This window comes from Pseudomonas sp. UBA6753 (assembly GCF_002453565.1).
In the GTDB taxonomy this organism is placed as follows: Bacteria; Pseudomonadota; Gammaproteobacteria; order Pseudomonadales; family Pseudomonadaceae; genus Aquipseudomonas; species Aquipseudomonas putida_Z.
Window position 1 is genome coordinate 75,463 of the sequence record NZ_DKHD01000014.1, and the last position, 19,320, is coordinate 94,782.

The window sequence follows — 19,320 nt, forward strand, 5'->3', positions numbered from 1 at the left end:
GCCGGCAAGCCAGCTCCCACAGAATTTGCACCGCACTCAAGGCTTGTGCAGTACCTGTGGGAGCTGGCTTGCCGGCGATAGGGCCATGGGCTCAGAAGCGCATGTCCAGCGCCAGCTCGAAGGTACGCGGCGGCCCCATGTAGTACTGGCTGTTGTAGGCCTGCTTGGCATACACCTCGTCGGTCAGGTTGCGTACTCGCCCGGTGAGCGTGGTGTGTTCATCCAGCCGGTAGCGGGCGAACGCGCCGAACAGGGTGTACGCCGGGGCCTTGAGGCTGTTGGCGTTGTCGGCATACACCGAGCCCACGTAGCGCCCGTCTGCCCCCACCGACCACGCCGGTGTCAGGCTGTAGGTCAGCCACAGGTTGGCGACGTTGGCCGGTACGTTCACCGGTGCGTTGCCCTTGCGCGATACCGACACGCCGTTGACCGCCTCGTTGAACTCGTCGTACTGCGCATCGACATAGGCATAGTTGGCCTCGGCCAGCAGCTTCGGCATCACCTGCAGGCGCCCGGACAGCTCGACGCCACGCGAGGTCTGCTGCCCGGCCTGGACCGTGAGGTTGGCGTCGTTGGAGTCGCGCACGGCAAAGTCCTTGCGCACGATCTGGTACAACGCCAGCGTGGCTGCGCCGCGCCCGTCGAGAAAGTCGAACTTGCTGCCCACTTCCCACTGCTCGCCCTTGGACAGGTCGAACAGCCCGACGTTGGAATAGGTCGCTGCCGCCAGCGAGCCGGCCGGCAAGTCGGCAGAGGTACTGTACTGCGCATAGACGCTGGCGGAGGGGGTCAGCGCGTAGGTCAGGCCGATACGCCCGGAAAGCGGTTCCCAGCGGCGTTCGAAGAACGCCGGCGAGGTTGGCGTCACCGCGCCGTAGTTGGTCACCTGCATGTCCAGGTAGTCGTAGCGCAGGGCGGTCAGCAGGGCCAGGCGTTCGGTGAGTTGCAGGCGGTTTTCGGCAAACACCGCGCGGTTGGTCACCTCGTGACGGCGTTGCTTGGTCAGGCCGGCATTCACCCCGGGGATGTCGTCGAAGCTGCCGGGGGCGAAGTGCTCGGCATCGACCACGTCGCTCCAGCTGCTTGAGGTGGGGTAGAGGGTCTGGCGCATGCGCGAGTACTCCAGCCCCAGCGACCACTGGCTGGCCAGGCCGAACAGCTGGTTGTCGTGGCGCAGCTCGATGCGGTCACCCAGCAGGTTCTGGTCGTGGCGCTGCAGGTAAGGGCTGCTGCGCTGTACCTTGCCATCGCTGGTGTAGCTGTAGCGTTCGAGGTTGCGGTAATCGCGCTGGGCGTTGTAGTGGTACAGCGTGTTCTGCACGCTGGTGCTGTCGCTGAGCTGGTAGTCGAGGATCGAGCGTAGCCAGCGTACCCGCTGCTCGTAGCGCCCGTCGCCGACGTTGTAGTTTTCGAAGCGGCGGCTTTTGTCGATCTTCATCGTGCTGCGCCCGGGCAGGATCGGCGAGCCCCAGTAAGGGCTGTCTTCGCGGTCTTCCTGGTACTCCAGGGCCAAGGTGTGGGTGAGGTTGGGCGTGAGGTCGCTCAGCAACGAGAAGGCCAGGCTGTCGGTGTGCCGTTCGTTGCGGTCGATGTAGCCGTTGCCCTGCCCGCGGCTGAAGTCCAGGCGCATGAAATGGCGGGCATCGGCGGGGTTGCTGGCCAGTGCCTGGTTGACGCCGAACGCCACTTCACTGTCGTCGAAGCTGCCATGGCGGATACGGCCGTCGATGGTCTGCTGATCGCGGCTGGCCAGCTTGGTGATGTAGTTGATCGAGCCACCCACCGCGCCCGCACCATGCAGGAACGACGATGGCCCGCCGATCAGTTCGACGCGGTCGAGCACCCAGGCATCCACTGGCCGGGTGGCGCTGCTGTAGCCCAGGTTGATGCCGTTGTACAACTGGGTAACCTGGTTCTGGGTGAAGCCGCGGTAGGCGACGAAGCCGCCAAAACCGGGGTTGGCCGAGGCATTGACGCCGGTCATGGCGTTGATCACGTCCTGGCTGTCCTTGGCGCCGCGCTCCTCGATCAGGCGGCGGTCCGAGACACTGACCGAGGCCGGCGTTTCCCGCGCGGTGAGGCCCAGGCGCGAACCGGTGCGGATCGGCTCGTCCAGTTGCACGCCGCTTGCGGCGTCGCGTTCACCGTCGATGGTGGTGGCGCTCAGTTCCACCGGGGCAGCATCCGCCCAGGCAAGGTTGCAGGTGCCCATGAGGAGCACCAGGGAGGTTTTGCGAAGCATGTTGGTGTGTCTTCCACGCAAAGGTCATGGCTGACCGCGAGCGCGCGCAGTCAGGCGCGCCCGGTCGAGGTCAGGCGAAATGAAGTACGGCTGCGGGGAAAGCGACGGGGGAGGCGCGGGGGTTGAGGGCGGGGCGTTGATAGCGCGGCGGCGGTTGCGCCCAGCTGCGCACCACGATGGGCGAGGTGGCCACGGCTTGCGTAGGGGTGAACGACCAGCCTCCGCTGCTGAGCGGCACGGCCAGGCCGAACGAGGAGCACACCGGGCAGTCGAGCTGGGCCATGTGCTGGTCGCCGCCGGCGCCATCCAGGTCGATGGCAACGCCGTGTTCGCTGTTGATCGAGCAGAAACCACCTTCCAGGCCGGCCAGGCGCAGGCCACCCATCTGGCCATGGTGCAGGCCGCACAGAACCAGGCTGAACAGGACACTGGCGTAGAGCGTCCAGGCGGTCAGCGTGCGGGTATGCCGGGTGGTTTTCATGGCGGCGAATCTACCATCCGGATGAACGGTCGGGTAGTGCTTCGGGCTTGATATTTTGGGGCTGCAATTTGACGCGATGCCTTGTAGGAGCGGCCTTGTGTCGCGAAAGGGGCGCAAAGCGCCCCCAGGGTTCTGTCAGGCCGCACGCTCCAGTACATCCAGCAAATCAACAAACTCCAGCGCCAGTTTATGCCGCGGTGCCAGGTGCACCAGCGGCACCGAGGCCTGGTGCGATTCACGCATCTTGATCGAACTGCTCAGGTACACCGGCAGCACCGGCATGCCTTCACCGCGCAATTGCTCGACCAGGGTCTGGTGCAGCGCGGTGCGCCCGGCGAACTGGTTGACCACCACACCTTCCACCTGCAACGCCGGGTTGTGGTCCTGGCGCAGTTCTTCGACCTCGGCCATGACGCAGTGCAGGGCCTGGCGCGAGAAGCTGTCGCAGTCGAATGGGATCAACAGCCGCTCGGCCGCCACCAGCGCGCTGAAGGTATAGAAGTTGAGCGCCGGCGGGGTGTCGATGTAGATCCGCTCGTAGTCCTCGCCCAGTTCCACCAGCAGCTTGCGTAGTTTGTTGATCTTGAACTTGCTCTCCAGCTTGCCTTGCAGGTCGCTGAGGTCGGGGCTGGCGGTCACCAGGTGAAGGTTGCTGTAACGGGTTTCGGTGATCGCCACCCGGTGCTTCTTGCCGGCAGCGGTGACTGGCGACAAGGTCTGGCGGAAGAAATCGGCGATGCCGGAAGGAATGGCGTCATTGACCAGGCCGGTCAGGTAGTAGGTGGCATTGGCCTGCGGGTCGAGGTCGACCAGCAAGGTCCGGTAGCCTTCGGCGGCACTGGCGGCGGCAAGGTTGCAGGCGATGCTGGACTTTCCGACGCCACCTTTCTGATTGAAAACCACACGACGCATTAGACGCTCATCCATGAAGTGAAAATGTCAGGTTGGGGTCAATCCTATGACTGGAACAAGACAGTTTTATGACAAGGAATGTTACAGCCTGCCCATTCATCATTGTTTGTGCCGGCCCTTTCGCGGGCATGCCCGCTCCCACAGGGAACAATGTTCGAGAGCGTGTCACATTCCCTTGTGGGAGCGGGCGCGCCCGCGAAAGGGCCGGTACAGGAGAAACAAGACGCTCAGGCAACAGCTACCCGATTACGCCCCTCCTGCTTGGCCCGGTAAAGCGCCCGGTCAGCCTCGCTCAACGCATCCCCCGGTTCGCTCTCGGTCTGGCCATCCCAATGCGCCACCCCCAGCGACACCGTCACCGCCCCCACCGGCTCCACTGGCGTATCCTGCACCGTCACCCGCAGCCGCTCGGCCACCACTGCCGCAACGTCCAGGCTAGCCCCCGGCAGCAGCATCAGGAACTCCTCGCCGCCGGTGCGGCACAGCAGGTCACCCTCGCGGCAGCAGCGGCGCATCAGCTCCGCCAACCGGCGCAACACCTGATCACCCACCTCGTGCCCGTGGCAGTCGTTTACCCGCTTGAAATGGTCGACATCCAGCACGATGGCCGCAAACGCCCGGCCTTCGGCTTCCAGCAACGACAGGTTGAACTCCAGGCTGCGGCGGTTGCCCAGGCCGGTCAGCGGGTCGGTCTGGGCGTCGCGGTTGAGTCGGCCGATGCGTTCATGCAGCAGGTTCAGCCCGAACAGCAGCGCGCGCTTCAACTCGGCCGCCTCGAAATACCAGGCCGGTACCCGATGCAGGCGTTCGGCAGTGCCGGCACGGTCCATCGAGCGGGCGCCGGCGGCCAGCTGCCACAGCGGCCGGGCGATGGTCATGGCCAGCCACCACAGCAGCACGCTGCCCACCAGCGCCAACGGTGCGGAGGTGCCGACCACGTTGAGGATCAGGTGGCTAAGCGGCGTCACTGTCTGGGTCAGCGGCTGCTGCGCCACCACGCCCCAACCGGCGCTGGGCACGGTGGCGTATCCGGCGAGCATTTCCACGCCGAGGCTGTTGGTCAGTTGCCGGGTACCACTGCCCAGGCTCGCCAGCTGATCGATCAATTCATTGCCTTCAACCACCGTCCCCACGCGCTGGCTGTCGGGGTGGTACAGCAGCCGGCGGTTGCGGTCGACCACGTACAGGTAGGAACCATCCTTGTAGAAATGCTCGCCCAGCAGGCTGTTGAGGATGTTGCGTTCACGCAGGTACAGGCTGCCGCCGACATACCCCAGGTAGCGGCCATTGCTGTCGAAAATGGGTTGCGACAGCGCCACCACCAGGTTGTTGGCCGCCGATATGTAGGGCGTCGACACCAATGGGCGGCGCGCCTGCAGCGCCTCCTGGACACCGGGCGAATGCATGTGGCTGCCGACCAGGTGCCGCAAGGGGGCGGGGGAAATCGCCAGCAGCACCCCGTTGGCATCGATTACGAAGGTGGAATTGAAGGCCATGCTCTGGCTCAGGACACGCTCGGTCTCCGCCTGCAGGGCGACGGCGTCACCCAGCTGGCGGCCTTGCACGCCAGCACTGAACGACAGCTGCTGCAAGGCGTTGTCGATAAAGGTCTCGGTGATGCTTGCCAGCTTCATCGCATACACCCGGTTGGCTTCCAGGGCATGGTCGATCAGCAGTTGGCGTTGCACCCGGTAGCTGGCGAAGTAGCTGGCGCACAGCATGACCACGGCGGTAAGGGCGCAAAGCACCAGAATGAGTGTGCGTAGATCCGGGCGCAGTCCGTGCTTGGCGTGTGGCAATCCTGACCTCGGGTGATCGAAAAACAGCTACGAAATGGGAACAAACTTACGCCTTATGAGCGCAGTGGGGAACCGCGTTCAGGAGCCTGCCTTTTCCAGCGCGTCCAGCTCGTCTTCAACCTGCTGCATGCGCTGCTCGGCCAGGGCCTGCACCTTCGTGTCGCGGGCCGATTCGCGCATCAGGGCGGTGAGCTTTTCGCTCAGGCGCTTGCCGGCCTCGGTGTCTTCCAGGGCACGGGCCTTGGCCGGGTCCTGAGTGGCCTCGACGATGGTGGCGAACTCGGCATCGCTGAAGTTCTTTTCGCTGTACAGGCGGAACAGGTCCTGGCGCTGGTCCTCGACGGTCAGGTGCTTGCGCAGCACGCCCTGGATGGTCGCTTGCGGCAGCTGCGGGTGCGTGCGGCCGAGCAGCGCGGCCATGCGTTCGATGTTGTGCGTGTAGGCATCCTGCAGCGGCAGCTGGGCCAGGATCTGTTCTTCACGGGAGGGTTTCTGGTCGCAGGCGGTGAGGGCTGCGGTCAGCAGCAGGGGCAGCAGCAACTTCTGGAGGCGAGGCATGGCGTGGCCTGGTTGGGCAGTGAGTGCTGCCGATTATACGGCAGTTGTGGTTGCCTGATGGATTTTGGGGGCCGCACAGCGGCCCCAGAATTTTTCAGGTCACGCGAAACATCAGAACCCACCCCCCAACGGCCATTCCACCGCCAACCGTATCTGGTCCCCATCCAGCTCCGCCTGCGCCGTATTGCCCCGATGCACGTTATGCCGCAGCGAAAACGCGGTGCCCTTGGCCTTGCCGCTCTGCACCACATACCGTGCCTCCAGGTCGCGCTCCCAATGCTTGCCCCCCTTGCCATACCCCAGGTACGCATACCCGCCCGCAGGGTCGACATGGCTGCCGTCGATATCGAACCCGCGCACGTACAACGCCGTCAGGTTCAACCCCGGCACGCCGTAGGCGCCCATGTTCAGGTCATAGCGCGCCTGCCACGACTTCTCGTTCGGTGCGTTGAAGTCCGACATCTGCACCGCGTTGGCAATGAAGATCGCCCCTCGCGTCACGTAGTCGAATGGCGTGTTGCCGTCCACCTGCTGCCAGCCCAGGCTGAAACCGTGCGGCCCGTGGTCGTAACGCGAGACCAGGCTCCAGGTGGTGTTGTCGATGTGCCCGGACAGCGCTTTGCCGGTATCGGTGGTGCGGTACAGGTTGAGGTCGAGGGTGAGGCTGCGTCGCTCATCCAGGGCATGGCTGAGGGTGCTGCCCAGGTAATGCTGGTTCCAGCTGTCCTGGTAGCGTGAGGTGTACAGGCTGCCGCTGAAGGCGGCGCCGGGGTTCCACACCACGCCGGCCAAATCGAAGCTGTTGCCCTGGCGGCCATTGGAGTAGTTCACCACGAAGCCCTGGTCGTGGCTGGAAGCATTGCGGTCGGCGCTCTCGTTGAAGTGCCCGGCCACCAGCCTGAGGTGGTCGAACTCGGTGCTGTCAAGGAAGAACCCGGTCGCGGTCTCGGGTAGCAGGCGGCTGTCGGAGGAACTGAACACCGGGGTCTTGACCCGTTGCTCACCGTAGGACAGCACGGTATCGGACATGCGCAGTTTCAGTGCCGCGCCGGCACGGCTGTATTCGTTCTTCGGGTGCCCCTCGTTATCCACCCCGAGCAAGCGTGCCTTGCCCACACGCCCGCCGCCGCTGTCGAGTTGCACGCCCAGGTAGGCGTGGGCGTCGATCCCGACACCAATCAGCCCCTGGGTGAAACCGGACCGGAAGGTGCCCATCAGGCCATAGGCCCATTCCTCGGCCTTGCCGCTACGTTCATCGCGCCGCTTGTAGGCGTTGCGCCCGGCACTGTTGCGCCCGCCATGCTTGTAGTCGCGCTGGTCGAATACGCTGCGGTTGAGCAGGCTCCAGCGGCCATCCTCGACAAAGCCGTTGCTTTGCGACTGGGCGGAGTCGGCCAGCGCAGGGGGCGCGAGCAGGGCGCTGGCGAGCAGCAAAACGGCAGGGCGCGGCATGGGCAGAACTTCCTGTTCAGGGGGCGCGAAAACGCAGGATGTGCGCGCCGTCGAAGGGGTCGATGAGGTAATGGGCGTGCACGCCGAAGGTGTTCAGCAGGCACTCGGGTGTAAGCACCTCGAGCGGTTTGCCGAGGGCGACCAGGCGGCCCTTGTCGAGCACCGCGACGCGGTCGCAGGTGAGCGCCTGATTGAGGTCGTGCAAGGCCACCAGGGTGGTCACCGGCAGGGCCTGCACCTGTTGCAACAGGCTCAGCTGGTGCTGGATATCCAGGTGGTTGGTCGGCTCGTCCAGCAGCAGCACCTGCGGCCGCTGTGCCAGGGCACGGGCAATGTGCACGCGCTGGCGCTCGCCACCGGACAGCGACCCCCACAGGCGGGTGCGCAGGTGCAGGGCGTCGAGGTCGGCCAGGGCCTGCTCGACGATCGCGCGGTCTTCCCCGGAGAACGGCGCCAGCGCCGACAGCCAGGGGGTGCGGCCCAGGGCAACGGCATCGAACACGCTGATCGCATCGAGGGTGTCGGCCTGCTGTTCGACCAGCGCCAAGGCCTGGGCGACACGGCGGCGGGGCAACCGTGCCAGCGGTTCGCCCAGCAGTTGCACGCTGCCGTTGCCTGGCTTGCGCAGCCCGGCCAGCACCTTCAGCAGCGAGGATTTGCCGGAACCGTTGGGGCCGACGATGCCCAGGGTTTCACCGGCGACAACACGTAGTTCGATATCACTGAGCACGGTATTGCCGGCCAGTTGCAGCCCCAGGTGCTGGCAACTCAAGGGGGCCAGCTGTAGCGCCGTCATGACCGTCATGGGCGCCCCCGGCGGCTGACCAGGATCAGCGCGAAGACCGGTGCGCCGAGCAGCGCGGTGACCACGCCAACGGGGATCACCTGGCCCGGGATCAAGGTGCGCGACAGGATGTCGGCGGCAATCAGGAACAGTGCCCCGCCCAGTGCGCTGGCGGGCAGCAGGCGGCTGTGCCCGGGGCCGAGCAGCAGGCGCAGGGCATGGGGGATCACCAGCCCGACAAAACCGATGGCGCCGACGATGGACACCATCACGGCGGTCACCAGCGCCGCGCAGCTGATCAGCAGCAACTGGGTACGCCGCACCGGGATGCCCAGCGACGCCGCCGAGTCGGCACCGAAGGTGAAGGCATCCAAGGCACGGCGATGCCACAAGCACACCAACAGCCCGAACAGTACAACTGGCACGGCCAGCCACACCGAAGGCCAACGCACGCCACTGAGGTTGCCCAGCAGCCAGAACAGGATGCCGCGCGCCTGCTCGGCGGTGGCCGACATGGTGATGAGGAAGGCGGTAAGGGCGTTGAACAGTTGCGAGCCGGCGATCCCGGCAAGGATCACCTGGGCATTGTTGCTGCTGGGGCCGGCTGCCCGGGCCAGCACCAGTACCAGGGCGAACGCTGCCAGGGCGCCGATGAAGGCGCCGCCGGACATGCTCAGCGCCAGGCTGCCGAAGCCCAGCAGGCCCACCAGCACCGCACCGGTCGAGGCGCCGGCAGACAGCCCCAGCAGATAAGGCTCGGCCAACGGGTTGCGCAACAGTGCCTGGAGGATCACGCCGCAGGTGGCCAGGCCGGCGCCGCAGGCCGCAGCAACCAGGGTGCGGGGCAGGCGGTAGTTCCAGACAATGCCGGCGTCGATCGGGTCGACCGGGTAGCCGGCCTGCCACAGGTGGTTGGCCAGCACCTGGCCGACCACGCCGGGCGACAGGTTGGTTTCGCCGATGGCGGTGCCGGCCAGCAGGGCCGCCAACAGGGCGGCCAGGGCAACGGCGATGCAGGGTAACAGGCGCATCATCACTGGGCTGCTTTGCCGCTGGCGAAGGCGGTGGCCAGTGTCTGCAGGCCGCTGAACAAGCGAATGCCGGCCTGCATGGCGTCGGCGTCGAGGATGATGATGCGATCGTGCTTCACCGCGTCCATGTTGCGCGTTACCGGGTCGCTACGCAGGAATGCCAGCTTCTTCTGGTAGTCGTCGGCGGGGTAGCGGCGGCGGTCCATGCGGGCAATGATCAGCCAGGTGGGGTTGGCCTTGGCCAGGGTTTCCCAGCCTACGGTCGGCCATTCTTCGCTGGAGTCGACCACGTTGCGCACGCCAAGGGTGCGCAGCATGAAGTCGGCGACTCCCTGGCGGCCCGCCACGTAGGGGTCGATGTGCAGGTCGGCGCTGGAGAACCAGAACAGCGCCGAGGTGGCGGACAGGTCCTTGTCGGCCAGTTGCGCCTTGGCACTGTCCAATCGGCCTTTGAGTTCGGCATTCAGGGCCGTGCCACGGTCTTGCACGTCGAAGATTGCCGCCAGCTGGCTGACGCTCTTGTAGATAGTGTCGACCTGGAACGCCTGCAGGCGGGTGCCATCGGCGCCCACCAGGTTGTCCTTGCCTTCGCAGTCCGACGGCAGCAGGTAGGTGAGGATGCCCAGTTCATCGAACTGCTCGCGGGTGCCGACCACGCCCTGGGCACCGACCATCCATTCGAACTGCACCGTCACCAGTTGCGGGCGCTTGCCCACTACCGCCTCGAAGCTGGGCTCGTTGTCGGCCAGGCGCGGCACCTTGGCGTTCTGCACCTGGTACTCGGGCAGCACATTGTTGAACCACAGCGAGGTGGCCGCCAGTTTGTCGCCCAGCCCCAGCGCGTAGAGCATCTCGGTACCGGCCTGGCCAATGGTGACCGTGCGTTGCGGCGCCTGGGCGAAGGTTTGCGGCTTGCCGCAGTTGTCGACCGTCAGCGGGTAATGGGTGGCAGCAGCCTGGGCCAGGCCGGTGAGGCCGAGGCCGGCGAGCAGGGTGGCAAAACGGGGCAGCATGCTGGGCGATCTCCTATCGGACAGTTCGGGTGAGGAACGCACGGACAGGCATCGCCGAGCCCCCGCTGGCGGCAGGGGCAACACTGATGGCCAATCCCGGACACCCCGCCGGTTGGTGAATGTAGGCCGGCAGGTCTCCTGACTGGTGCGTCATGGCCTGGCTCCGGCCTTCCCGGGTTCGTGGCCCAGTGGCATCGATGGAGCAGGCTCGGCACCTACAGTTGCGGGGGCAGTTCCGTTTGGCCCGAATTGGCGGGCCTGGGATTCCCTATTGATTCCGTGGTGGAAACCGGCGGCCGGCATGGTAGACCATCGTGCCGCCGGGTGAAAACGCTTTTCAGAAGTACTTCAGCCAGGTGATGTCGCGCCGCCGCGCCTTCAGGCGAGCGAACCAGCGCACCGGCAGGTACAGCGAAACCGCCAGCAGCACTGCCCCCAGCCACACCGCGGCGATGCCGTCGAAGCCGAAGTAGTCGCCATGGTTGCGGCCGAACAGCGCCACGCTGGCCAGGTACAGCAGCTTCAGCACATACAGGTGCAGCAGGTAGAAGAACATCGGTGCCGCGCCGAACACCGCCAGGGCACTGATCCAGCGGGCCTGGCCGGCGCGTTCGAAGGCGCGCAGCAAGAGCAGGCCACAGCCTAGGGTCAGGGCCAGGAACAGCAGCGACGGCGGGTACTTGGTGATGTTGAAGAAACTCATCAGGGTTTGCGTGACGGTTGGGTAAGCGCTCCACGGCGCCTCGCCGTAGCCGTTTACCAGGCGCAACACGACAAAGCCCAGCAGCGCGATCAGCCCGGCCAGCAGCAGGCGATGCTGGCGTTGGCCGGCCGCGCTGCCACGGGCGAACCACGGGCCCAGGCCGTAGCCCAGGGCGATGACACCGATCCACGGCAGCACCGGGTAGGAGGTGCGCAGGCGCAGGTTTTCGGAGAACTCCAGCCAACCCCGGTCATGCAGGATCGCCCATGGCACATGCAGGGCGGATTCGGCGCCGAAGTGCAGGCCATCGAGCAGGTTGTGGCCGGTGATGATGATTGCGCCCAGGGTGATCAGGGCGGCACGTGGCAGCCAGACCAGCAGCGACAGGGCGATCATGCTCACGCCGATGGCCCAGATCACCTGCAGGTAGATGACGCTGGGCGGCAGCTGGAAGGTCCAGGCGAAGTTGACCAGGGTGAATTCCAGCACCACCAGGAACAGCCCGCGCTTGAACAGGAACGCCGAGACATCGCCGCGGCCCTGGTGTTTTTCGCCGTACAGCCAGGCCGACAGGCCGGTCAGCATGACGAACACCGGCGCGCACAGGTGGGCCAGGGTGCGGCTGAAGAACAGCGAAGGCTCGGTGGTATCGATGGCCATCGGGTCGCTGACCTGGCGGTGCAGGAAGAAGGTTTCGCGGACATGGTCCAGGAGCATGAACAGGATCACCAGGCCGCGCAGGGCATCGATGCTCTGCAGACGCTGGTTGAGCAGGGTGGGGGTGGCGCTGGCGCTTGTCATGGGAGGTCGCTGATAGGAATGGATGTCAACTGAAACGTTATCTTATAACTAAATGATGGTGAGTTGGTAACTGTTTTTGTGGGGCCTGTACCGGCCCTTTCGCGGGCTTGCCCGCTCCCACAGGAATTTCACCCATTCTGAAATCTGTGCAGTACCTGTGGGAGCGGGCAAGCCCGCGAAGAGGCCGGTGCAGGCAGCTCAGATCAGAAGCTGTAATCCACCGTCGCAAAGTACGACCGTGGCATCCCCATCAGCCACTGCTGGCCACTGAACGCCGACTGCACATACTCACGGTTGAACAGGTTGTTCAACTGCAACCCCAGCCGCACATCCGGCAACACCTGCCAGCCGATGTCGGCATCCACCACGGTGTAGCCGGGGGCGCTGTAGGTGTTGGCGGTATTGGCATAGCGCTCGTCCACATAGCGCGCGCCAATGCCGGCCTCCAGCCGCTGGCCGAAGCCTTTGCTCAGCCACAGGTTGGCGGTACGCCGCGGGACATTGGCCGGGCGATTGCCCGCACGGTCCTGCGCCACGCCGCCGACCATTTCGTCGAAGTCGTCATACCTGGCGCGCACGATCGCCGCGTTGGCCGACACCTGCCACTGGTGCGCCAGCGCCAGTTCCAGGGTTGCCTCCAGGCCGTCGGACGTCTGCTGGCCAGCCTGCTGCTTCTCGTGGGTGACCGGGTCATCCACCAGCAACTTCTTCTTGACGATGTGGTAGGCCGCCAATGTCCATTCGCCACGCCCCTCCCAGAAGCGCTGCTTCAGGCCCACCTCGGTCTGCCTGGCTTCGGTCAGGTCGTAGTGCATCTGGTTCGCGCTGAGGCTGATGAGGTTGTCGACCCCGTCCTCGCTGGTGGAGTACTGGCCATACAGCGACAGGTCGTCGCTGACCGCAAACACCAGCCCGGCACGCCAGTTGCCCCCTTGCAGGCTGCGGTCGCTGCGGCTGTCGGTGGTCAGTTTCTCCTGGACGATGTGGTTCTGGTCGCGGCGCACGCCGGTGACCAGGGACAGGCGATCGCTCAACTGCAGGCGGTTTTCGGCGAACAGGGCAAAGGTGTGGGTGGTAGACAGCGTTTGCGGGCGCAGCGGCGAGGCGCTGTGGAACCAACCCGGTTGCGGCTGCCAAGGGTCGACGTAGTCACCGCCCACATCGTTGTAGGGCGCGTTGCTGTCGACATTGAAGCGGACCTTGTTGTACTCGGCGCCGACCACGGTCTTGCTGGCCAGGCCGAACAGCGTGTGGTCGAGGGTGAAGGCCTGGCGATCGCCGAACTGTTCCTGGTTGTGCTTGATCTGCAGGTAGCTGCCGCGCAGCAGCTGCTGGCGCCCGGCATCCCAGCTGTACTCCTCGGCATTACGCCAGTGACGGCGGCTCTTGATGTAGTACAGCTGGTTGCTGGCGCTGAGGTGGTCGCTCAACGTCCAGTCGGTGTTCAGGCGGGTCCATTCATCGACGTAGTGCTGCACATCGTCCTGCACGTTGTAGTTCTTCTTGCGCAGGCTGCTGCGGTAGTGGCCGTCGATCAGCGGGGTGCCGTAGTAGTTGGCAGGCTGCGCATCGCCGCGGTCGTGGGCGAGGGTGAAGCTGAGGTCGTCGCTGGCATCGAAGCGCAGCGCGGCGCTCAGCGCCAGGCTGCGTGACGGGGTGCGGTCGACCCAGCCGTTGCCGGTTTGCTGGTTCAGGGCCAGGCGGTAGCTCAGGCGCTCGCCGAGGCTGCCGCCGCTGTCCAGGCCGAGCTGCTGGCGGTCCCACGAACCGTAGCCCAGGCGCAGGTGGTTGCGTACCTCGCCGGCAAACGGCTTTTTCGGGATAACGTTGATCACTGCACCGGTGGCCCCTTCGCCATACAGCACCGAAGCCGGGCCGCGAATCACATCGATGCGCTCGACCATCCACGGGTCGACCGGGAACGTCTGGGTGCCGGCACCGGTGTACAGGCGTGCGCCGTCGAACAGGGTCATCACCGAGTTGTGCCCGGTAAAGCCGCGGGCGGACAGGCCCGTGCCGCCGTCGCCCGGGGAGCCGATGTAGCTGATGCCCGGTGAGCGGGTTACCGCGTCCTGCACGGTGAGGTTGTTGCGCTGCTGGATCTGCTCGGCGCTGATGCTGCTGGTGCTGGCCGGTGTCTCAAGGGCGCTGAGGCCCAGGCGCGAGCCCGCCTGGGTCGGGGTGGCCAGGTCGATGGCGTGGCTGCCTTGGGTGTCGGTGATGGCCGTGGAGGGCAGGGCCAGTGGCTGTCGGTCGAGGTCATCGGCCAGGGCCGGCAGGGATACGGCCAGGCAGGCCGCCAGGGGGTGAAGCTTGAAGATACGGGACATGTCGTTCCACTACTGCAGGAATGAATGGATCCCGGTGGAAAACACGCAAAGGCGCACCGTGCACGCAGGCGCGCGCACGGATACCGGCCTGCGCCCGCCCACCGCGGGTTGCCAAGTGAAGCTCCAGGCCGGTCTCCGGGCTTGCGAGGGGCATGAAACCTTCACCTTCCCATGCGTGTGCACAGTGGTATCTCGAAGGGTTCGCTCGCTTACCGTTGCGGGGGCAGCGCCGGACTTGTCGTGGGCAACACGACGCACCGGCTTCCCGTTTCACCCTGCGCGCGGCGGCGCAGGGCACCTGAAACTGGCGGGCATATGACCATTGAAACGCGGGAGGCGTCAAATCTGCCTGCTACCAATGAAACAACTCTCGTCGCGCCCCCTCGGTAATCGCCACGATCCCCGGGTGCTTGACCTTGCGCTCCACCGAAATGGCATAGAACGACTCGTGCACCGCCTCGGTCTGCCCGATCAGCTCCACGCCGTACTGGCGGCACACTTCCTCGGCGATCACGCTGGGCGCGACGAAGATGCCGCTGCCCGACTGCCCGAACGCCTGCATCAAGGCACTGTCATCGAACTCGCCCACGATCCGTGGCTGCACCTGCTGCTCACCCAACCAGCGCAGCAGGCGGCTGCGTACCACGGTTTCCTGCCCGGGGATAAGCAATGGCGCATCCTGCAGGCAGGCGGGGAAGGGGCCTTCCAGGCGTTGTGCCAGCGCCGGGGTGGCGAAGAAGCTCAACCCGCACTCGCCCAGTTTCTGGCTATAACCCTTGATGTCCAGGTGGCTGGGCATGGGGCTGTCGGAAATCACCAGGTCCAGGCGCTGGATCGCCAGGTCGGCCAGCAGCCGTTCGAGCTTGTCTTCGCGGCAGTTGATACGCAGCACGTCGTCCAGCTCCATGGTCGGTGCCAGCAGGCGGTAGACGATGGACTTGGGCACCACGTCCGCCACGCCCACGCGGAACAGGATCTGCTCCTGCGGGCCGGCCCGCAGCATGGCCTCCAGCTCGTTACCCAGCTGGAACATCTGCTCGGCATAGATCAGCGTCTGGCGCCCTGTTTCGGTCAGTTCCAGCTGGCGCCCCACGCGCTGGAACAACTCCAGGCCGTAGGTCTGTTCGAACAGGCTGATCTGCCCGCTGATGGTTTGCGAGGTCAGGTTCAACTGTTCGCTGGCGCGGGCAATGCTGCCGGTCTTGGCCACGGCCCAGAAGTAGTGCAACTGCCGATAGTTGAGCATCGGTATGTTCCGGATTCGTAAAAACCGAAGTATAACCGCTGAAAATACGAATTTTCCGGATGTGTTGCACTCTTTAGAATACGACCCCATCAGGCGCTGTGTGCGCCGCCGGGACATGAAAAGCGAGGAACCCATGCTGCAACTCAAATCCATCGGCACGCCGCTGGTGCTGGCCTTGGCCCTGTTCACCCTGGCAGGTTGCGAGCAGGCCGAGAAATCCGCCCAGCAGATGCTCGACCAGGCCGCACAGTCGGCCAAGCAGGCCATCGACGACACCAACAAGGCCGCACAGCAGGCGTTGAGCGAGGCCATCGGCAGCGAAGGGCACAAGCCCAAGGACGCCGACAAGAAAGAAGACACCCAGGAAATCTGACCCCCAACCGCTGCTGCAGGATTTGAACAATGGAATACTTGCTGGAACTCGTCGCTAGCCCTACCGCCTGGGTTGCCCTGGCTACGCTGGTAGCCATGGAAGTCGTGCTGGGCATCGACAACCTGATCTTCATCTCCATCCTGACCAACAAGCTGCCGGTGGAGTACCGCTCCAAGGCGCGCCGTATCGGTATCAGCATGGCCTTGGTCATGCGCCTGGCGTTGCTCAGCACGGTGGCCTGGATTGTCCAGCTGACCGACCCGGTGTTCGAAGTGTTCGGCAATGCCTTCTCCTGGAAGGACGTGATCCTGATTGCCGGTGGCCTGTTCCTGTTGTGGAAGGCGACCAAGGAAATCCACGAGAACGTCGACCCGCACGGGGCCAAGGAAGAAGCCAAGGTGTCGTCGACGGTTACCCTGGGCTTTGCCGCGGCGATCTTCCAGATCCTGTTGCTGGACATCGTCTTCTCGGTCGACAGCATCATCACCGCCGTGGGCATGACCGAGCACCTGCCGATCATGATCATTGCCGTTATCACTGCCGTGATCGTCATGATGGTGGCCGCCGACCCGTTGGCCAACTTCATCAACGACAACCCGACCGTGGTGATGCTGGCCCTGGGCTTCCTGATCATGATCGGCATGACGCTGATCGCCGAAGGTTTCGGCGCCCATGTACCGAAGGGTTATGTGTACGCGGCCATGGCCTTCTCGACGGCGATCGAGATCCTCAACATCCTGGCCCGTCGGGCGCGGTTGAAGCGTGAGGCGGCTGAAGGTTGATGTAAAAAATGCGGGGCGCTCGCGCCCCGTTCGCGGGCTTGCCCGCTCCTACAGGTGCCGCGTCAGCCAGATAGCTACGCGGTCCCTGTGGGAGCGGGCAAGCCCGCGAATGGGAGTAGGGAAAATCTGTAGTCAGTGCACCCCGGCATGCCGCCGCGCCCGACGCACAGGCTGTGGCTTGGCGGGGGCCTGCGGTGGCAGGTGGTGGTGGGAATGACGCCGCACGATACGCAGTACACCCCATAGCATGGCGGCTGCAACGCTCAGCCACATGCCCACCAGCATGAGGATTGCCATGGTCAGGCTCATCTGTGCCTCCATCTCTACGGGCCGCGCTCGGTCGCCGACGCTGGCCTTCCAGACACTGCTTTAGTCTAGTCTCTCGCCTGTGACGTTCCATTGACCAAAGGTCTATTGCTTGGTCCGATTTGCTCCTAACCGGTGTCGGACTATACCCGCGCCGCTGTCCGACCTATGATCGGTGGCCAGAGCCGGGCGCTGCCTGCCCGGCGTTGGAGCAAGCGAGTGTCCATGCAGCAACCTTCCTTCAAGACCATCCCTCGTCGGCTGCTGGCGGCCTGCCTGGTAGCGGCCAGCCTGGCCGGTTGTGCCAGCGCACCCTCCGCCAACCTCAAGGGCCTGCCGCAGCGGGTCGAGATCAGCAGCGTGCCGTTCTACCGTGGCAACGCCAACCACAGCGGGGCCATGGCATTGGCGGCGGTGCTGTCGCAACAGGGGGCTCCGATCACGCCGGGGCTGCTGGACAAGCCGCTGAACCTGCCCCAGGGCGCCGAGGCGCTGGACACCAGCATCCCCCGGGTGGCGCGCGACTACGGCATGGTGGTGTATCCGCTGGACAAGCAGCTGGACGCGCTGTTGACCCAAGTGGCGGCAGGCAACCCGGTGCTGCTGCGTTACGAGGATGGTTCGGCCTGGTGGAGCGAGCCACGCTATGCCGTGCTGATCGGCTACGACCGCTACAAGCAGCGGGTGCTGTTGCGTTCAGGCATGCACCGGCGGCAGCTGATGGCGTTCGATGACTTTGCCTCGGCGTGGGCGAAGCTTGGGAGCTGGGCGGTGCTGGTGCAGCCACCGCGGCAATTGCCGGCCCAGGTGGACCGCCAGCGCTGGTTGCAGGCTGCGGATGAACTGGCGCGGGCGGGGCAGGAGATTGCGGCGAAGCAGGCTGTGAGTAGCCTGAACAAATAGCTTTGTCTGTACCGGCCCTTTCGCGGGCACGCCCGCTCCCACAGGGGCCGTGCAACCAGCACAAATCCTGTGGGAGCGGGCGTGCCCGCGAAGAGGCCAGCCCTGGCTACATCAGAAGCCCAGGCGATCGCGCAGGCTGTAGTACCAGGCACCAATGGCGCTGAACGGCACACGCAGCATCTGGCCACCCGGGAACGGGTAGTGCGGCAGGCCGGCGAAGGCGTCGAAGCGCTCGGCCTGGCCACGCATGGCCTCGGCCAGCACCTTGCCCGCCAGGTGGGTGTAGGTCACGCCGTGACCCGAGCAGCCCTGGGAGTAGTAGATGTTGTCGCCGATACGGCCAACCTGCGGCAGGCGCGACAGGGTCAGCAGGAAATTGCCGGTCCAGGCGTAGTCGATCTTCACGTTCTGCAACTGCGGGAAGGCCTTGAGCATCTTCGGACGGATGATCGCCTCGATGTTGGCCGGGTCACGCGCGCCGTACACCACGCCACCACCGAAGATCAGGCGCTTGTCGCTGGTCAGGCGGTAGTAGTCGAGCAGGTAGTTGCAGTCCTCGACGCAGTAGTCCTGCGGCAGCAGGGTGCGCGCCAGTTCGTCGCCCAGCGGCTCGGTGGTGATCACCTGGGTGCCGCATGGCATGGACTTGCTGGCCAGTTCCGGCACCAGGTTGCCCAGGTAGGCGTTGCCGGCGACGATGATGAACTTGGCGCGGACCTTGCCCTGCGGGGTATGCACCACCGGGTTGGCGCCACGCTCGATGCGTACGGCCGGGGTTTGTTCATAGATGATGCCGCCCAGCGACTCGACCGCGGCGGCTTCGCCCAGGGCCAGGTTCAGCGGGTGGATGTGGCCGCCGCTCATGTCCAGCATGCCGCCCACATAGTTGTCGCAAGCGACCACTTCGCGGATGCGCTTCTGGTCCATCAGCTCCAGCTGGTTGTGACCGAAGCGTTCCCACAGGCGCTTTTGCGACTCCAGGTGGCCCATCTGCTTGCTGGTGAGGGCAGCGAACACGCCACCGTCCTTCAGGTCGCACTGGATGTTGTACTTGGCCACGCGTTCACGAATGATGCGCCCGCCTTCGAAGGCCATCTGGCCCAGCAGCTGGGCCTGCTTGGGGCCGACGGTGCGTTCGATGACGTCGATGTCGCGGCTGTAGCTGTTGACGATCTGGCCACCGTTGCGGCCCGATGCGCCGAAGCCGACCTTGGCCGCTTCGACGATGCTCACCTTGAAGCCGTTCTCCAGCAGGAACAGGGCGCTGGACAGGCCGGTGTAGCCGGCGCCGATGATGCACACATCGGTTTCCACCTCACCCTGCAGCGCCGGACGTGGCGGCACCGGGTTGGCCGAGGCGGCGTAGTAGGACTGGGGGTAGGGGGTGTTAGCCATGCTGCAGGAACCTCGTGTTTTATATTTTTAACGAATGTACCGATGCTATCAATAATAATAAACACCCGCTAGTCGTCCGTTGAAAATCCTTTACTCGGTCCCCGTCAGCGAGCCTTTCTATAAAGAGTTTAAGATTCAGTAGGTTAGCGCGAAAAAAAGTATTGACATGGTTTTTGGAATGGGTAGAATGCGCACCACACGACAGGCAC

General features: G+C 64.9%; 17 protein-coding genes and 2 riboswitches. Of the genes, 3 read left to right on the forward strand and 14 right to left on the reverse strand.

Annotated elements, in window-relative coordinates; all coding sequences use genetic code 11:
• Positions 1–91 precede the first annotated feature (91 nt).
• The 12 genes from B2790_RS06535 to nhaR form a co-directional block, all read right to left on the reverse strand.
• Positions 92–2,242 carry a TonB-dependent receptor gene (locus tag B2790_RS06535; protein ID WP_286918492.1) on the reverse strand — a complete coding sequence of 717 codons (2,151 nt, stop codon included), beginning with the start codon at positions 2,240–2,242 and terminating at the stop codon, positions 92–94.
• Positions 2,243–2,312: 70 nt separating this feature from the next.
• The gene (locus B2790_RS06540; RefSeq protein WP_085705700.1) at positions 2,313–2,723 is read right to left on the reverse strand and encodes a DUF2946 family protein; all 411 of its coding nucleotides are present in this window, start codon (positions 2,721–2,723) and stop codon (positions 2,313–2,315) included.
• A 135-nt stretch (positions 2,724–2,858) separates the two neighbouring features.
• A complete protein-coding gene (locus B2790_RS06545) occupies positions 2,859–3,635 on the reverse strand; it encodes a ParA family protein (protein WP_025338510.1) in 777 nt (258 codons plus the stop codon).
• Positions 3,636–3,862: 227 nt separating this feature from the next.
• On the reverse strand, positions 3,863–5,434 hold the full coding sequence (locus tag B2790_RS06550; protein WP_286918494.1) for a sensor domain-containing diguanylate cyclase: 1,572 nt from the start codon (positions 5,432–5,434) through the stop codon (positions 3,863–3,865).
• Positions 5,435–5,512: 78 nt separating this feature from the next.
• Entirely contained in the window at positions 5,513–5,992 is a 480-nt protein-coding gene (locus tag B2790_RS06555) for a hypothetical protein (RefSeq protein WP_137163516.1), read from the reverse strand.
• A gap of 111 nt (positions 5,993–6,103) precedes the next feature.
• Positions 6,104–7,444, reverse strand: a complete 1,341-nt coding sequence (locus tag B2790_RS06560) for an OprD family porin (protein WP_286918495.1) — start codon at positions 7,442–7,444, stop codon at positions 6,104–6,106.
• A 16-nt stretch (positions 7,445–7,460) separates the two neighbouring features.
• On the reverse strand, positions 7,461–8,249 hold the full coding sequence (locus B2790_RS06565; RefSeq protein ID WP_286918496.1) for an ABC transporter ATP-binding protein: 789 nt from the start codon (positions 8,247–8,249) through the stop codon (positions 7,461–7,463).
• Entirely contained in the window at positions 8,246–9,262 is a 1,017-nt protein-coding gene (locus B2790_RS06570) for a FecCD family ABC transporter permease (protein WP_084785139.1), read from the reverse strand. Before B2790_RS06570 ends, B2790_RS06565 begins: the two co-directional genes overlap by 4 nt.
• Positions 9,262–10,272, reverse strand: coding sequence for an ABC transporter substrate-binding protein (locus B2790_RS06575; RefSeq protein WP_274120231.1), 1,011 nt, complete (start codon positions 10,270–10,272; stop codon positions 9,262–9,264). Before B2790_RS06575 ends, B2790_RS06570 begins: the two co-directional genes overlap by 1 nt.
• Before the next feature lie 111 nt (positions 10,273–10,383).
• Positions 10,384–10,581: riboswitch (cobalamin riboswitch) on the reverse strand.
• 28 nt (positions 10,582–10,609) lie between these two features.
• Positions 10,610–11,776 carry a DUF1624 domain-containing protein gene (locus tag B2790_RS06580; protein ID WP_274079361.1) on the reverse strand — a complete coding sequence of 389 codons (1,167 nt, stop codon included), beginning with the start codon at positions 11,774–11,776 and terminating at the stop codon, positions 10,610–10,612.
• 203 nt (positions 11,777–11,979) lie between these two features.
• The gene (locus tag B2790_RS06585) at positions 11,980–14,106 is read right to left on the reverse strand and encodes a TonB-dependent receptor (RefSeq protein WP_286918497.1); all 2,127 of its coding nucleotides are present in this window, start codon (positions 14,104–14,106) and stop codon (positions 11,980–11,982) included.
• 109 nt (positions 14,107–14,215) lie between these two features.
• Positions 14,216–14,423: riboswitch (cobalamin riboswitch) on the reverse strand.
• Between the two features lie 35 nt (positions 14,424–14,458).
• The gene (gene nhaR, locus B2790_RS06590) at positions 14,459–15,352 is read right to left on the reverse strand and encodes a transcriptional activator NhaR (RefSeq protein WP_286918498.1); all 894 of its coding nucleotides are present in this window, start codon (positions 15,350–15,352) and stop codon (positions 14,459–14,461) included.
• Positions 15,353–15,485: 133 nt separating this feature from the next.
• Between nhaR and B2790_RS06595 the strand changes: the two genes are divergently transcribed.
• On the forward strand, positions 15,486–15,725 hold the full coding sequence (locus B2790_RS06595; protein WP_025338519.1) for a hypothetical protein: 240 nt from the start codon (positions 15,486–15,488) through the stop codon (positions 15,723–15,725).
• Positions 15,726–15,754: 29 nt separating this feature from the next.
• Positions 15,755–16,507 (forward strand): TerC family protein, encoded by a 753-nt coding sequence (locus B2790_RS06600; protein ID WP_003260907.1) that lies wholly within the window; start codon positions 15,755–15,757, stop codon positions 16,505–16,507.
• Between the two features lie 132 nt (positions 16,508–16,639).
• On the opposite strand, the gene B2790_RS06605 is transcribed toward B2790_RS06600, so the two are convergent.
• Entirely contained in the window at positions 16,640–16,816 is a 177-nt protein-coding gene (locus B2790_RS06605; protein ID WP_167506588.1) for a hypothetical protein, read from the reverse strand.
• A 165-nt stretch (positions 16,817–16,981) separates the two neighbouring features.
• On the opposite strand from B2790_RS06605, the gene B2790_RS06610 reads away from it, so the two are divergent.
• Positions 16,982–17,716, forward strand: coding sequence for a peptidase C39 family protein (locus B2790_RS06610; protein ID WP_085619087.1), 735 nt, complete (start codon positions 16,982–16,984; stop codon positions 17,714–17,716).
• Positions 17,717–17,827: 111 nt separating this feature from the next.
• On the opposite strand, the gene B2790_RS06615 is transcribed toward B2790_RS06610, so the two are convergent.
• Complete coding sequence (locus B2790_RS06615) at positions 17,828–19,111, reverse strand: NAD(P)/FAD-dependent oxidoreductase (protein WP_025338521.1); 1,284 nt, start codon at positions 19,109–19,111, stop codon at positions 17,828–17,830.
• Positions 19,112–19,320 lie beyond the last annotated feature (209 nt).